11 protein-coding genes are annotated in these 12936 nt (G+C 44.8%); 5 read left to right on the plus strand and 6 right to left on the minus strand.

Annotated elements, in window-relative coordinates:
* Position 1: 1 nt before the first annotated feature.
* A complete protein-coding gene (csdA, locus tag OCU87_RS03090; protein ID WP_062688885.1) occupies positions 2-1222 on the minus strand; it encodes a cysteine desulfurase CsdA in 1221 nt (406 codons plus the stop codon).
* 383 nt (positions 1223-1605) lie between these two features.
* Between csdA and OCU87_RS03095 the strand changes: the two genes are divergently transcribed.
* The 4 genes from OCU87_RS03095 (at position 1606) to rlmM (ending at position 4761) form a co-directional block, all read left to right on the plus strand.
* Positions 1606-2517 (plus strand): transcriptional regulator GcvA, encoded by a 912-nt coding sequence (locus OCU87_RS03095; RefSeq protein ID WP_062688883.1) that lies wholly within the window; start codon positions 1606-1608, stop codon positions 2515-2517.
* Entirely contained in the window at positions 2507-3232 is a 726-nt protein-coding gene (locus OCU87_RS03100; RefSeq protein ID WP_157072556.1) for an alpha/beta family hydrolase, read from the plus strand. Before OCU87_RS03095 ends, OCU87_RS03100 begins: the two co-directional genes overlap by 11 nt.
* Before the next feature lie 117 nt (positions 3233-3349).
* Positions 3350-3682, plus strand: coding sequence for a DUF423 domain-containing protein (locus OCU87_RS03105; protein WP_062688914.1), 333 nt, complete (start codon positions 3350-3352; stop codon positions 3680-3682).
* Entirely contained in the window at positions 3679-4761 is a 1083-nt protein-coding gene (gene rlmM / locus OCU87_RS03110) for a 23S rRNA (cytidine(2498)-2'-O)-methyltransferase RlmM (protein WP_261857816.1), read from the plus strand. Before OCU87_RS03105 ends, rlmM begins: the two co-directional genes overlap by 4 nt.
* 132 nt (positions 4762-4893) lie before the next feature.
* Here rlmM and xni read toward each other — a convergent pair whose 3' ends face one another.
* The 5 genes from xni to queF all read right to left on the minus strand — a co-directional run bounded on the left by xni (position 4894) and on the right by queF (position 12318).
* Entirely contained in the window at positions 4894-5667 is a 774-nt protein-coding gene (xni, locus tag OCU87_RS03115) for a flap endonuclease Xni (protein ID WP_261857817.1), read from the minus strand.
* A gap of 53 nt (positions 5668-5720) precedes the next feature.
* Positions 5721-7094, minus strand: coding sequence for a nucleotide 5'-monophosphate nucleosidase PpnN (gene ppnN, locus OCU87_RS03120; protein WP_261857818.1), 1374 nt, complete (start codon positions 7092-7094; stop codon positions 5721-5723).
* Between the two features lie 290 nt (positions 7095-7384).
* Positions 7385-8941 carry a GGDEF domain-containing protein gene (locus tag OCU87_RS03125; protein ID WP_261857819.1) on the minus strand — a complete coding sequence of 519 codons (1557 nt, stop codon included), beginning with the start codon at positions 8939-8941 and terminating at the stop codon, positions 7385-7387.
* A gap of 135 nt (positions 8942-9076) precedes the next feature.
* Positions 9077-11356, minus strand: coding sequence for a tetratricopeptide repeat protein (locus OCU87_RS03130; protein WP_261857820.1), 2280 nt, complete (start codon positions 11354-11356; stop codon positions 9077-9079).
* A 116-nt stretch (positions 11357-11472) separates the two neighbouring features.
* Complete coding sequence (queF, locus tag OCU87_RS03135; protein WP_062688878.1) at positions 11473-12318, minus strand: NADPH-dependent 7-cyano-7-deazaguanine reductase QueF; 846 nt, start codon at positions 12316-12318, stop codon at positions 11473-11475.
* Between the two features lie 63 nt (positions 12319-12381).
* Here queF and syd point away from each other — a divergent pair, with 63 nt between their 5' ends.
* Complete coding sequence (gene syd, locus OCU87_RS03140; protein ID WP_062688876.1) at positions 12382-12936, plus strand: SecY-interacting protein; 555 nt, start codon at positions 12382-12384, stop codon at positions 12934-12936.

The raw sequence follows: 12936 nt of genomic DNA on the forward strand, positions 1-12936 counted from the left end.
CTTACAGCAGGCTACAGGCTTTGTGTAGCGCAGCGATAAAACAGTCAATGTCTTGTTCAGTATTATAAAGCGCGATTGACACGCGTAATGTACCTGTTAATCCTAACGCATCAAGCATTGGGTGGGCACAGTGATGACCCGCACGCAGTGCGACGCCTTGCTGATCAAGTAAGGTGGCAATGTCTTGATGGTGTACGCCATCAACAACAAAAGAGAACAGGCTTGCGTGTTCTTGTAGGCCAACAATGCGTAGATCTTCAATATCTTTAATACCCTCGATAGCACGCTGGCGAAGGCTCGCAATATGTTGTTCGGCTTGTGGTTGATTAATGGCTTGAAACCAATCAATGGCTGTCGCAAGGCCAAGGCTACCCGCAACATTGGGAGTACCCGCTTCAAATTTACCAGGAACGCCTGAATAGGTGGTGCCGTTGAAGCTGACTTTTTCTACCATCTTACCGCCGCCGTGCCACGGTGGCATCGCTTCTAGTAATGCTAGCTTGCCATACAGAGCGCCAATGCCAGCAGGGGCAAACAGTTTATGGCCAGAGAAAACATAGAAGTCAGCATCCAGCGATTGAACATCTATCGCTTCGTGCACCACGCCTTGAGCACCATCAACGACGACAACTGCACCATGTTGGTGAGCTTCGTCAATTATTTGCTCAATTGGATTTCGGGTGCCTGTGACGTTGGTGATATGGGCTATCGCCACTATCTTGGTTTTGTTTGATAGTAATTGGCTAAAAGCCGCCATATCGAGCGAGCAATCTGAACACATCGGAATTTTGACGACTTTTGCACCCGTCTGCTGGGCCACTATTTGCCACGGAACAATATTGGCATGATGTTCTAATTCGCTGACGAGGATCTCATCATTAGGTTGCAACGTTTGGCGAGCATAGGTTTGGGCGATTAAGTTTAATGCTTCTGTTGCACCACGGGTCCAAATAATTTCACGGTTACTGGTCGCGCCTAAAAAGCGCTGTACAGTTTCACGTGCTTGTTCAAACTTGGCAGTGGCTTTGGCTGTCAAAGAATGGCTGCCACGGTGAACGTTAGCATTTTGACCGCTGTAATATTGCTGAATGGTATCGATCACCACCTGCGGTTTTTGCGCAGTCGCTGCACTATCTAAATACACTAAAGGTTGGCCATTACAGCTTTGCTGCAAGGCGGGAAACTGGGCGCGAATCGCATCGATAGAAAATTGTGCAGTCATGGTGGGTCACATTGCTAATGTTCAAGCCCACAATTGTACTCTAAATTGCCTATTTTGGGTATGAAGGGCCGGTTGGGTGACAAAGCCCGCTTTTTTGGCAAAAAAAAAGCACTGCGTTGGGGCGCAGTGCTAAAAATGATTTTGACAGACAGGTCAAATATACAGGAAGTAACAATTGGTAGATAACTACCGATCCGACACAACTCGGACAATATGCAAACACAACATCGCAACATTGGTTAAGTACAAATGCTACAGAGCAAAAAACTTGTACTACGCCTCAGCTGCGAAACGAATAATAGGGTTTCTGTGGCACTTGAGCAATGGACAATTTATAATGATTACCATAAAAAAAACTAATGTTATGGTCAGGTAGGAAAAGTATGTCGAGACGTTTACCCCCGCTCAACTCATTAAAAGTATTTGAAGCCGCAGCAAGGCACTTAAGTTTTACCCGTGCAGCGGAAGAACTATTTGTCACACAAGCAGCTGTAAGCCACCAAATTAAAGCGCTAGAAGAATTTTTAGGGCTCAAATTATTTCGTCGTCGTAATCGTTCTTTATTGCTGACGGAAGAAGGGCAAAGTTACTTTCTCGACATAAAAGATATTTTTTCTGCAATTTCAGATGCCACAGATAAGGTATTAGAACGCGGTGCTAAAGGTGCGTTAACCATTAGTTTACCTCCTAGTTTTGCCATCCAGTGGTTAGTCCCTCGTCTGAGTGACTTTAACGAAAAACATCCCGATATAGATGTACGCATCAAAGCGGTCGATTTGGATGAAGGATCACTCACGGATGACGTCGATGTCGCGATTTACTACGGACGTGGAAATTGGTCGGGTTTACGCGTCGATAAAATGTACCAAGAATTTTTAATGCCAGTCTGCTCGCCAATGCTACTGAACGGGCCAAAACCCTTACGTTCCTTAGATGACTTGAAGCTGCATACCTTATTGCACGATACCTCGCGCAAAGAGTGGAAGAACTATGTTCGCCAATACAATGTTGCAGGAACAAACGTTAACCAAGGGCCGATATTTAGTCACTCAACCATGGTATTACAAGCTGCGGTACACAGTCAGGGTATTGCACTCGGTAATAATGTATTGGCGCAACCCGAACTTGAAGCGGGTCGTTTAGTGTGTCCGTTCGATGAAGTCCTGCTGAGTAAAAATGCGTTCTATATTGTTTGCCAAGAAAAGCAGGCAGATACGGGGCGTATTCAGGTGTTCCGTGATTGGGTATTAACCAAAGCTGCACGTGAACAAGAGGACATGCCTGATGTCGAATAATGTTTCGAACTCGATACAAAATGAAGCTAAAACTGCGGATTATCCGACGTACATTGTTGATGGCCCCTGTGAAAAAACAGCTAAAGCCACCTTCTTGTTTGCGCATGGTGCTGGTGCGGGAATGGATCATGAATTCATGACAGCGATAGCGCAAGATATTGCAAAACAGGGTATTCGAGTGGTGCGATTTGATTTCCCTTATATGGTCAAGCGTCGTGAAGATGGAAAAAAACGTCCACCCGATCGCCAACCTAAACTTTTAATCGACTTTTTTCGCCATATTGGTGCGCACGAATCGGATACGCTTGTGATTGGTGGTAAATCCATGGGAGGGCGTATGGCCAGCCTGATGGTGAGTGATGTTGCTGCTGAAACACCGGATGTGATGAATTGCCAATCGCGGGTAAAAGGTGTCGCTTGCTTAGGTTTTCCGTTTCACCCTCCGGGTAAACCAGAAAACTTTCGGGGTGAGCATCTAAAAACTATGGCAACGCCAACGCTTATCTTACAAGGAGAGCGCGATACCTTTGGTACACGCGAAGAAGTGGAAGCATGGCAATACAGCGATCAAGTTGAAACGGCTTTTTTACCTGATGGCGACCATGGTTTTAAGCCGCGTAAAAAATCGGGCCATACTGAGACCGCTAATCGGGCATTGGTTGTGAGCCAATTGGTTGATTTTATTCTTCGCTGTACTCAGCCTAAGAGTGAGTAAGCGATGACTAGCCTACCAAGGAAAAAATCAAGCGTTGCATTAAGCGATGAATATGCAACGGCAAACCGTGCTCGCTGGATCCTCGTTTGTGCAACGCTTAGTGGGGCAATCACAGTGATGCTTGGAGCCTTTGCGGCACATGGGCTTAAAGCACAGTTATCGCCGTATCTACTTGATGTATTTAAGACTGGCGTCCAGTACCAAGGATTGCATTCGGTCGCGTTGATCGGATGTGGATTATGGGCACGCATTCTGCCGTCAAAAGCGGTATCATACGCAGCCCTATTTTTCGGTGCGGGCATTGTGTGCTTTAGTGGCAGCTTGTATGCGCTCGCATTAACGGGCATAAAATGGTTTGGACCCATCACACCACTGGGTGGGTTTTGTTTTATTTTTGGCTGGGTAGCATTAACTGTTGCTGCTTGGCGTTCAGCTGAGGGTTCAAAGTGAATCACGTAATTTTATACTGTCGTCCAGGCTTTGAAAAAGAATGTGCCGGTGAAGTTCAAGACAAAGCAAACAAACTGGAGTTGTATGGTTTCCCTCGGGTGAAAAACAATACCGGTTATGTTGTATTTGAATTTTACCAGCAAGGTGATGCGCAGAAGTTTATTAAACTGCAGCCATTTTCTTCACTTATTTTTGCGCGTCAAATGTTTGCAGCGAAGCCTTTGCTGACAGATTTACCGCAAGACGATCGTATTTCTCCTATCTTAGCGGCGGTTGATGGTTTCCCGCGCTGTGGCGAATTACGCATTGAAACGCCAGACACCAATGAAGCGAAAGAGCTGCTGAAGTTCTGTCGTAAATTTACCGTGCCGCTACGCCAAGCGATGCGTAAAAAAGAAATTCTTTACGCACAAGACAGCACTTGGAATCCAGCATTGCATGTGTGCTTTATTGCTCCAGGTTGTTGCTACGTGGGCTACTCATTCACGAACAACAACTCACAGTTCTTCATGGGGATCCCGCGTCTGAAATTCCCATCGGATGCTCCAAGTCGTTCTACGCTTAAATTGGAAGAAGCCTTCCATGTCTTTATCCCTCGCGAAGAGTGGGATGAGCGTTTAGCGCCAGGTATGTGGGGCGTTGATTTAGGTGCATGTCCAGGTGGATGGACCTATCAATTAGTGAAGCGTTCAATGTTCGTTCACGCGATTGATAATGGCCAGATGGCGCAAAGCTTGATGGATACAGGTCAGGTTAAACACCACGAAGTGGATGGTTTTAAATTTGAGCCACCACGTAAGAACGTAACTTGGATTGTTTGTGACATGATTGAAAAGCCTGCACGCGTTGCACACTTAATGGGTGACTGGCTAATTAAAGCATGGGCGAAAGAGGCAATCTTCAACCTGAAACTACCAATGAAAGGTCGTTACGACGAAGTACTGCAAGATATTGAAAATTTGAAGCTGTACTTGGTTAAAAATGGCGTGAAGTTTAATCTTCAAGCTAAACACCTATACCATGATCGTGAAGAAATCACGGTACATATTCAACGTACAGATAACCGTTCAGCCTATTAATTTGTTGTCGGATACTGGATGTTAGATAAAAAAGCGGCCTCGTTAATGAGGCCGCTTTTTTTGTTTCTGGATGAGATAGAGAGAGTTAACTCTAGGCTGTGCTACTTGGTTAGCGCGGTACTCATGATGTGGTTATTCAGGGGCTTGGTAGCGGATATCTTGCAGGTTGAAGCCAAGCTCTAAGTCTGTTTTCAATGACGATACTTGTTTACTTGCACGTGCTGTATCTTCATTACCCGTGATTTTCTTTTGCCATTTTGGGGGTAAATCAGTGGCCGAAAGTACGGCTTCTAAGTCAGGATAGAGCCCTAATAACTCCACAGCGGCTTTTGGGCCAATGCCGGCGATACCGGGGATTTTGCTCGAACTAATTCCTGCTAATCCCCAATAATCAGTAAGTTGCTCTGGCGCAATACCGTATTCTTTTTTGACAAAAGGGGCGTCTAACCAACGTTGTTGGAAGTAATCACGTACCCGTAAGGTCGGTTGGAGTAATTGGCAGTATCCCTTATCTGTCGAGATGATGGTGACCTGTTGGCTGCGTGAGGCGACTTTGAGTGCCAAGGTGGCAACTAAATCATCGGCTTCATCACCATCTGATAGCAATGAATCAATACCGAGTGCCATGAATGCATCTTGAATTTTATCCATGCCTTGAGCTAACTCTTCAGGCATAGGTTTACGCCCTTCTTTATAATGTGGCAGTAGCTCGGCGCGCCAACCTCTGTCATCGCTGTGATGATCAAAGACGGCGACGATATGGGTGGGTTGGCTGTTGTTGATGATTTTATCTAGTGCCTGACAGCACACTTTGGCTGTATTTTCGACGTCAGGTTCACCTGGCTGAGCAGCATGAACACGACGAATAAGGTTTAAAGCATCAATAACAACAAGATGAATAGACATAGCACACAAAAAAAGGACCTAGACAGGCCCTTTATTGTACGCGTTAAATTGTGTTATTTCATTACTGGTGGTGCAGTCACGATCTCATAGCAGGGTTCATACTTGGATCCTGGGAGTTTCATTCGCTGCTGTTCCACGAAACTTTTCAGTAATTTATCCATCCGCTTCATTAGTACGCTATCGCCATTGATTTTAAAGCGACCCTTATGTTCGATTTCACGGATCCCTTCTTCCTTCACATTACCCGCAACAATACCTGAGAAGGCGCGACGTAAATTAGCGGCTAAATGTTCAGGGCGTTGATTCATGTGCAAATCTAAACTTGCCATCGAATCATGCGTTGGCTCGAACGGCAGTTGAAACTCGGGTGGGATCTTCAGCGACCAGTTATAACTGTAGGCATCCCCTGTCGCTAAGCGGTGCTCTTTGACTTGTGGCATCGCATTTTTCATGATGCGAGCAACTTCAGCTGGGTTATCTATTACGATCTGGTAGTGTTTGGTTGCTGCTTCGCCTAACGTGTCGTGAATAAAGCTATCCAAGGTACGGAAATAGGCTTCACTTTCTTTGGGCCCCGTTAAAACAAGTGGCATTGGTTGTGATTCATTTTCTGGTTCCATGAGGATACCAAGAATATAAAGCAACTCTTCGGCCGTACCTGCACCGCCAGGGAAAATGATAATGCCGTGACCAACACGCACAAAGGCCTCTAGACGTTTTTCGATGTCAGGCAGAATGACCAGCTCGTTCACGATAGGGTTAGGTGGTTCGGCCGCGATAATAGATGGTTCCGTTAGGCCCAGAAAGCGACTGTCACCGTAACGTTGTTTAGCATGGCCAATGGCAGCCCCCTTCATCGGGCCCTCCATCGCGCCGGGTCCACAACCGGTACAAATATTCAGCTCGCGTAAACCGAGCTCGTGACCCACTTCACGGGTGTATTGGTATTCAATCGGGTTAATCGAGTGTCCCCCCCAGCAGACCACCATGTTTGGACTTTCACCTGCACGTAATGTTTGTGCGTTACGTAAAATACTGAATACGAAGTTGGTGATATGCGGTGCGCTCGTCAGGTTTAAATCATTACGTTGTTGGACGTGCATGTTCACATACACAATGTCACGTAGCACTGAAAACATATGTTCTTGAATACCACGAATGATTCGGCCATCCACAAAAGCATGCTCGGGTGGGTTCATCAATTCGAGTTTAATACCACGCTCACGGCGCATGACGTTAACATCAAAACTTTTATTTTTTTCGAGCAGTTCTTTGGAGTTATCGGTGTGACTGCCAGAATTCAGTACCGCAAGCGAACAGTTGCGGTAAAGACGGTAAATATCGCTAGAAGCCGTTGCTTTAAGGCGATCGACTTCGAGTTGTGATAGCAGATCCATGCTACCAACTGGGCTGATATGGGTAATCATGGTGACCTCCCTGTTCATGGGAAACAGCAGTTGCTGTGAGGAAAACGAGGAATAGATCCCTTTATCTGGGTTCAAATCGTTTAGTTCTTGGTTTTAGTTTGTGTGATTAGCAAGCCTGAATCGTTCGGGATTGATTATGGTTGTTGATAACGAATCATACTCAGGCGGTAAGCATAACTATTAGTATAGTCAGCTCTTTTTGCTTTTAGCTATTTAATATCAGTAGCTTAATTTTTACATTACACAGCAATATGTGCTTTGCCTAGTAATAAATGTGCAGGGTGTGAGGTTTAAGCTATCCAGCTTAAGCGGTTAGAGCCGGTACTTTTAGCGGTATTGAGTGCTTTTTGGGTGCGTTCAATAATATTCGGCGGGGTATCGTTGGTGTCGAACATGGTCGCACCAATTGAAACGGTAATTGAGACTTGTTGATCACGAAAATGAAACGGTAGATGAGCAACCGCTTCTCGAATGGCATTGATGCGTTTCGTTCGCTCTTCTTCTGTGGTATCTGGCATGATCACCATGAACTTATCGCCATCAAAACGGGCAATAAAATCGGTGTCATCAAGGCTCTGATGAATAGTACGAGCGATGATTTTTAGCGCTTTATCACCCGCGACATAACCAAAGTTAACATTGGTTTCTTTGAAATTATCGACATCAAGCAGAGCGACACATAACGGGTGTTGGTATCGCAACCAGCGGCGGTATTCATGTTCTAGGCGATCGTTAAATGCAGCACGGTTATACACCTTGGTTAAATGGTCTAAGAACATTTTTCGTTCTTGGTTGTTTAATGACTGGTGATGTTCGGCCGTTTTTTCATAAAGTGTAATGACTTTATTTTCGTTATATGCCAATTGATCCAATAACTCGTGCTCTCGTTTTTCGAGCGCGTGAGTACGTTCAATTAAGACCTGTAATTCAGAGCTGATTGTTTCAAGCTGTGGTCGCCATGTCTCGAGGCTTTCTTGTTCTTTCAACCCTTGCTTCATCTGCTGAGATAAGGCTGAGACCCCTGATATCATGGTATGACGTTGTTCGATTAAGGCGCTTGATTGGTCTACCGCCTGATGGGTGGTTTTTTTTAGCGCAGCCAAATCACTGTGTACGCCATCGACAAATTTTTGAGTCGAGCGACGATCTTGGTGATGGCCGTTAATCACTAATCGTAAAATAATTAATGCGTGCTCTACGAGTCTTTCTGCTGTGACACCAGCCAATAGCTTATTACGAATATCTAGCAGCGTGGCGCTGTTGTCATCAGTAAAATCTAGATCGGTGATAAGGTGCTGTAATTCGCAGCTAAGATGAATCAATACATCTTGATCTATGCTGTTACTTTGATGCTGATTGGTTGAGTTTGATAGTAGTTTAACCGCGCTTTCGTACAGTTCTAATAGGCGTATGAGACGGTTGTGATTATCACTTAAACTATCAGGTGATGCTGACAATATATTGCGAAGGTCACGTTTGAGCTGCGGAGGTAAGCCACGAACCCGATTTAGCGTATCACCGCTTAAGTGAATATGTTGCTCAAGGTTTTGGCTTGCTTGTTCGGTGAGTGCCGCTTGACGAGTGACGAGACGCTCAATTAAGGCTAATCGTGGGATCAGCTTACTGATGTCTTTGGGTTGCTCTAGGTCGTGGCGTAGCTCAATCAGTTTTAGGTCAAGCTCCTGGTCTATCCCTCGGCATGCGACAGATAGACGGGTGATCAGGCGCTTTAAAATGACAATCTCGCGACGCGACTTGAGTGAGGCATCACGGAAAGATAGTTGAGCTTGGTCTAGGCGCTGTTTCAATTTACTCACTTCAGAAACAACGGCATTTACGTCAGTCACGGGGGTAAGGCATACCTAAAGCAATCGCTATATAGAGTTAAAGGGGCAAACGAAACCAATAATATGGCGCGTATAGTAACAAAAACATAGTAACTACTATTGATGTAGCGGCATTAATTTCAAATTCTGGATGATTTAATTGACCTTATTATCAGAATCGTGATCATTATTCCAACAAAATTCCAAGCTTGTCGATGCTTGTACTTTGACTAACCCATTATTAATACCTTGCAGACAGGCTTTACGAATATTATCACTCGCAAAACTGGCTGCTGGAGCTGCATCTATTGCACTTAAGTGAACCCATTGACTTCCTTCCTCTTTTTTATTGTTTAAACGGGCAGCATTGGTTGCCATGAGTAGTATGTCGATCAGCTCTTGGTCGTTAATTGCCGTATAAGCACGGGGTAAAAATGGGTATTCAGCCATCCCAATGCGGACTTTGTTGTCGATGTGTCGATCGGCGATAAAACCATCAATTAATTGCTGAATAGAATCAGCGAGCTGAGCGGGTTCACTGTTTAAACGCGAGTTGGGCTCTATGTACAAGAACATCGCATCAGAGAAATGATAAAGGCGTGCTGGCTTGCACACTTCATTTTGGAAGTAAGCGCCGAGCTGACGTTCCATCTCTAACCCTTGTTGGTAGCCTCGTTCCAAGTAAATGTGTTTGAGAAATGGAATTTCAACTAATGCAAAGCGTAAACGATCGCTAAGTGGTTCGTTAATGATGTCGCCTAAGTGCCATTGCTCGAAGTTAGCACTGCTTTGTTGCAGTGAATCGGGGAGGCGTGCATTGAGCATTCGCAGGTTTCTTAGTCCACTACGAGGGTGGGTGTAAAACTCGGTACGCAGCTGCTTAAAGCGATTTTGTAGCATATTTGCCACACTATGGCGGCGCCATAACACAATGCTCACAACCAGCAGTAAACTGATCAGGAAAATGCTCACTTGTTGCTGTTGGTAGAGGGATTTTTCACTCTCAAATTGCTGTCTCTCTAACTCTTCGAGCATTAAAGAGCGTTCCATCATGCGTTGCTGCTGCTTAAACACTTCGACATTGCTTTTTAGCTGTGTTTTTTGCTGGCGTTCAAACAATTGCTCATAACGACGCTGGCTGAGTAAAGCGTTGTAATAATCGCTATTTTGCTCAAAGGCTTGCGATAAAATGACTTCGCCTTGAAGTTGTAAGTTCAGCTGTCCAATTCGACTTGCCGCCAGTAGCCCTGATTGCAGGGTTGAAATGGCTTTCGCTATGTGTCCTTCAGCCAGTTGAAGTTTACCCTCAAGTAAAAGTGTATCGGCATTTAATGCTTCGTTACCTGATCGCTTTGCCATTTGGCGTGCTTGCTGCAGATACTGTTCTGCTTTCGGGTAGTTATAAAGCTGAAGATATACACGTGCAATATTGAGGTATAGCTGCGATGAACGGCCATCGTGCTTTAACTGACTCTCTTGATCTAATGCATTAAAATAATGCACTAAGGCGAGGTTGTAGCGGCCTTGTTGTTCATAGATGGATGCAATAAGCGCGAGCGTTTTTGCCAGTGGTTGGGTGCGTTTGAAGTGCTCGAAAAATTCACCCGCTTGGGTGGCGTGCTCTAAGGCTTTATCAAATACACTGCGCTGTTCAAATAGCGTCGCGAGTCCTAAATTCGCCACGGCGGTCTGCGCTTTGTTATCTTCTTCAACCGATAACCAATACCCGCTTAGTAGGCGATCCAGCGCCAAATCATAGTGGTTATATTTTAAGTAATGTTGACCCAGCGTGAGTTGGTACTCAATTAAGGCTGTAGTGTTATCTAAATTGGTTAATAAGCGTTTCGCTTTGCTAAAGAGCTTTTCGGCTTTTTCTTCAGTACCCACGGCTGATTCAATCACAGCGCGCTGCAATAGCGTTTCGTATTGCAATACCTTCACTTGTTTGGTCAATTTGAGTGGCTCAGATTGGCTAATGGTTGTATCTATATTGTCGAGTAATTTTAAGGCCAACACACTGTTTTGCAGGTTCTCCCAATAGATCTTTGAATAGATCAATTGAGTTTCAATAATGGTGAATTCGAGTTCATTTTCTATCGCGAGTTTAATCGCTTTTTTGATGGTGCTAATAGCGCGATCAGGCTGATTAAGCAGCGAGTGAGCACGCGCCTTAATTTGCATCGCATTGACGGTATTTAGTGGGGTGCGCACCGAGTGATCGGTATCATCATTTACATGGACACGTGAGCTTTCAGTTTGCTCACTCATGCGGCGCTGTTTTAAATAGCGATCGGTGATTCGGAGTGATTTTTCAGGGCTCGTTTGCAGTAGCTCATGTGCTTCCGCAAGGATCGGTGTTGTATAGATTTTTGCTGAAGCGCTAAAAGGAAGGAAACAGATTAGGAAAGCGCAAAAAAGCCAGCGGCAAAAATTCATATTTTCTCTTAAACCACAATAAACACAGTGGTCTAATATACTGGCTTAGGCAATCAAGTCCAGCAAAGGGTATGCTTTTGCTGGACTTATTTTACATCTGTATCGCAGAGTTAGAATTACTGTCGAGCAAGACGGAAATTGTTGCTAGGCGTTTTACCCTGATTTGTACGGTATGGATTAATATCTAGGCCGCCACGACGGGTGTAACGCGCATAAACGGTCAGCAATTCTGGCTGGCAGAAGGCCATAATGTCACTGAAAATACGTTCAACGCATTGCTCGTGGAATTCGTTGTGATTACGGAACGACACTAAGTAACGCAGTAATTTCTCGCGATTAATTTTCTTACCTTTATAAGAAATACGCACGCTGCCCCAATCTGGTTGGTTAGTAATTAGGCAGTTTGATTTTAATAGGTGGCTATGAAGCTCTTCTGTAACGACGTCACCGTCTGCAGCACCATCTAAATGATCAGCGCTGAAATCGTATTCTGTGATTTCAATATCTTGATCATCAATACATTCGCCAGTGAAGTTTACGATGGTTTCATCGGTAAAATCAGTCAAAGGTTGAATGGTGACATCAACGTCAAGGCCTGCGCATGCACTCAGATCTTTGTGTAGTGTTTCAACAATCTCTTGCCAGTCGCTAAAACGTGTTTGGTTAAAGCTGTTAAGATAGAGCTTAAACGATTTAGATTCGATCAGGTTTGGACTGTTGGCGGGTAAACGAACTTCACCGATAGCGACTTGTGGTAAGCCTTTACCGTTTAACCATGACAATTCATAGAGTGTCCAAATGTCGTAGCCAGTGAACGGTAGTTCATCGCCAAGGGCGAGATCGTCACGATTAAGGCTACGTGGAACGGCTTGCAGCAGTGAAGGATCATATTTATCAGCGTATTCAGTTTTTTGACCTAACGTTAAATCCGCTAATTCTGCCGCGTCTTTATATTTGCTCATACTGTCTTGGACACTCTTGGATTAGAATATCCAAAGTTTACTTAATCTTTAATGAGGTTGCGAATGAATCATCCAGTTACGGACGCATTATCTGATTTTTCGGTCCGTTTTATGAAAGCGTGGCACGATGCAGGGCATACATTTCCCCGTAGTGAGGACTTAGTCGGACTTCACTCGCCATGTGTACAACATGATTCGGGTGATGACGTGACTTGGCAGGCAGTAACACGTGAACCTATGGGTGACCTAGCGGCAGTCGAGAAAGGAATTGAGCTGACACTGCATGAAGATATTGTTGCTTTTTATGCCAGCCAGTACAGCGGTGATATGGCGGCGAAGTTTGGCGATCTTGAATTTGATTTATTGCAATCTTTCAGTGAAGACGACACTTTGCGCTTACAAGAGAATATTCTGGGCCACTTAGTGACACAGCGTCGGTTAAAACTAAAGCCTACCGTTTTTATCGGTGCACTGGCTGTTGAAGATAAAGTGATTTCTATTTGTAATATGACGGGGCAGGTTATTTTAGAAACCTTAGGTAAAGATATACGTGATGTGCTCGCTGCGGATGTAGAAAGCTTTTTGACTAAGCTTGAACCTATCGTACGTGAGGATTAA

This window comes from Photobacterium sanguinicancri (genome assembly GCF_024346675.1).
GTDB classification, from domain to species: Bacteria; Pseudomonadota; Gammaproteobacteria; order Enterobacterales; family Vibrionaceae; genus Photobacterium; species Photobacterium sanguinicancri.

Bases quoted from the DNA above. Each gene is read 5' to 3' on its own strand.
- csdA (WP_062688885.1), bottom strand. From the start codon at position 1,222: ATGACTGCACAATTTTCTATCGATGCGATTCGCGCCCAGTTTCCCGCC.
- OCU87_RS03095 (WP_062688883.1), top strand. From the start codon at position 1,606: ATGTCGAGACGTTTACCCCCGCTCAACTCATTAAAAGTATTTGAAGCC.
- OCU87_RS03100 (WP_157072556.1), top strand. From the start codon at position 2,507: ATGTCGAATAATGTTTCGAACTCGATACAAAATGAAGCTAAAACTGCG.
- OCU87_RS03105 (WP_062688914.1), top strand. From the start codon at position 3,350: ATGCTTGGAGCCTTTGCGGCACATGGGCTTAAAGCACAGTTATCGCCG.
- xni (WP_261857817.1), bottom strand. From the start codon at position 5,667: ATGTCTATTCATCTTGTTGTTATTGATGCTTTAAACCTTATTCGTCGT.
- ppnN (WP_261857818.1), bottom strand. From the start codon at position 7,094: ATGATTACCCATATCAGCCCAGTTGGTAGCATGGATCTGCTATCACAA.
- OCU87_RS03130 (WP_261857820.1), bottom strand. From the start codon at position 11,356: ATGAATTTTTGCCGCTGGCTTTTTTGCGCTTTCCTAATCTGTTTCCTT.
- queF (WP_062688878.1), bottom strand. From the start codon at position 12,318: ATGAGCAAATATAAAGACGCGGCAGAATTAGCGGATTTAACGTTAGGT.
- syd (WP_062688876.1), top strand. From the start codon at position 12,382: ATGAATCATCCAGTTACGGACGCATTATCTGATTTTTCGGTCCGTTTT.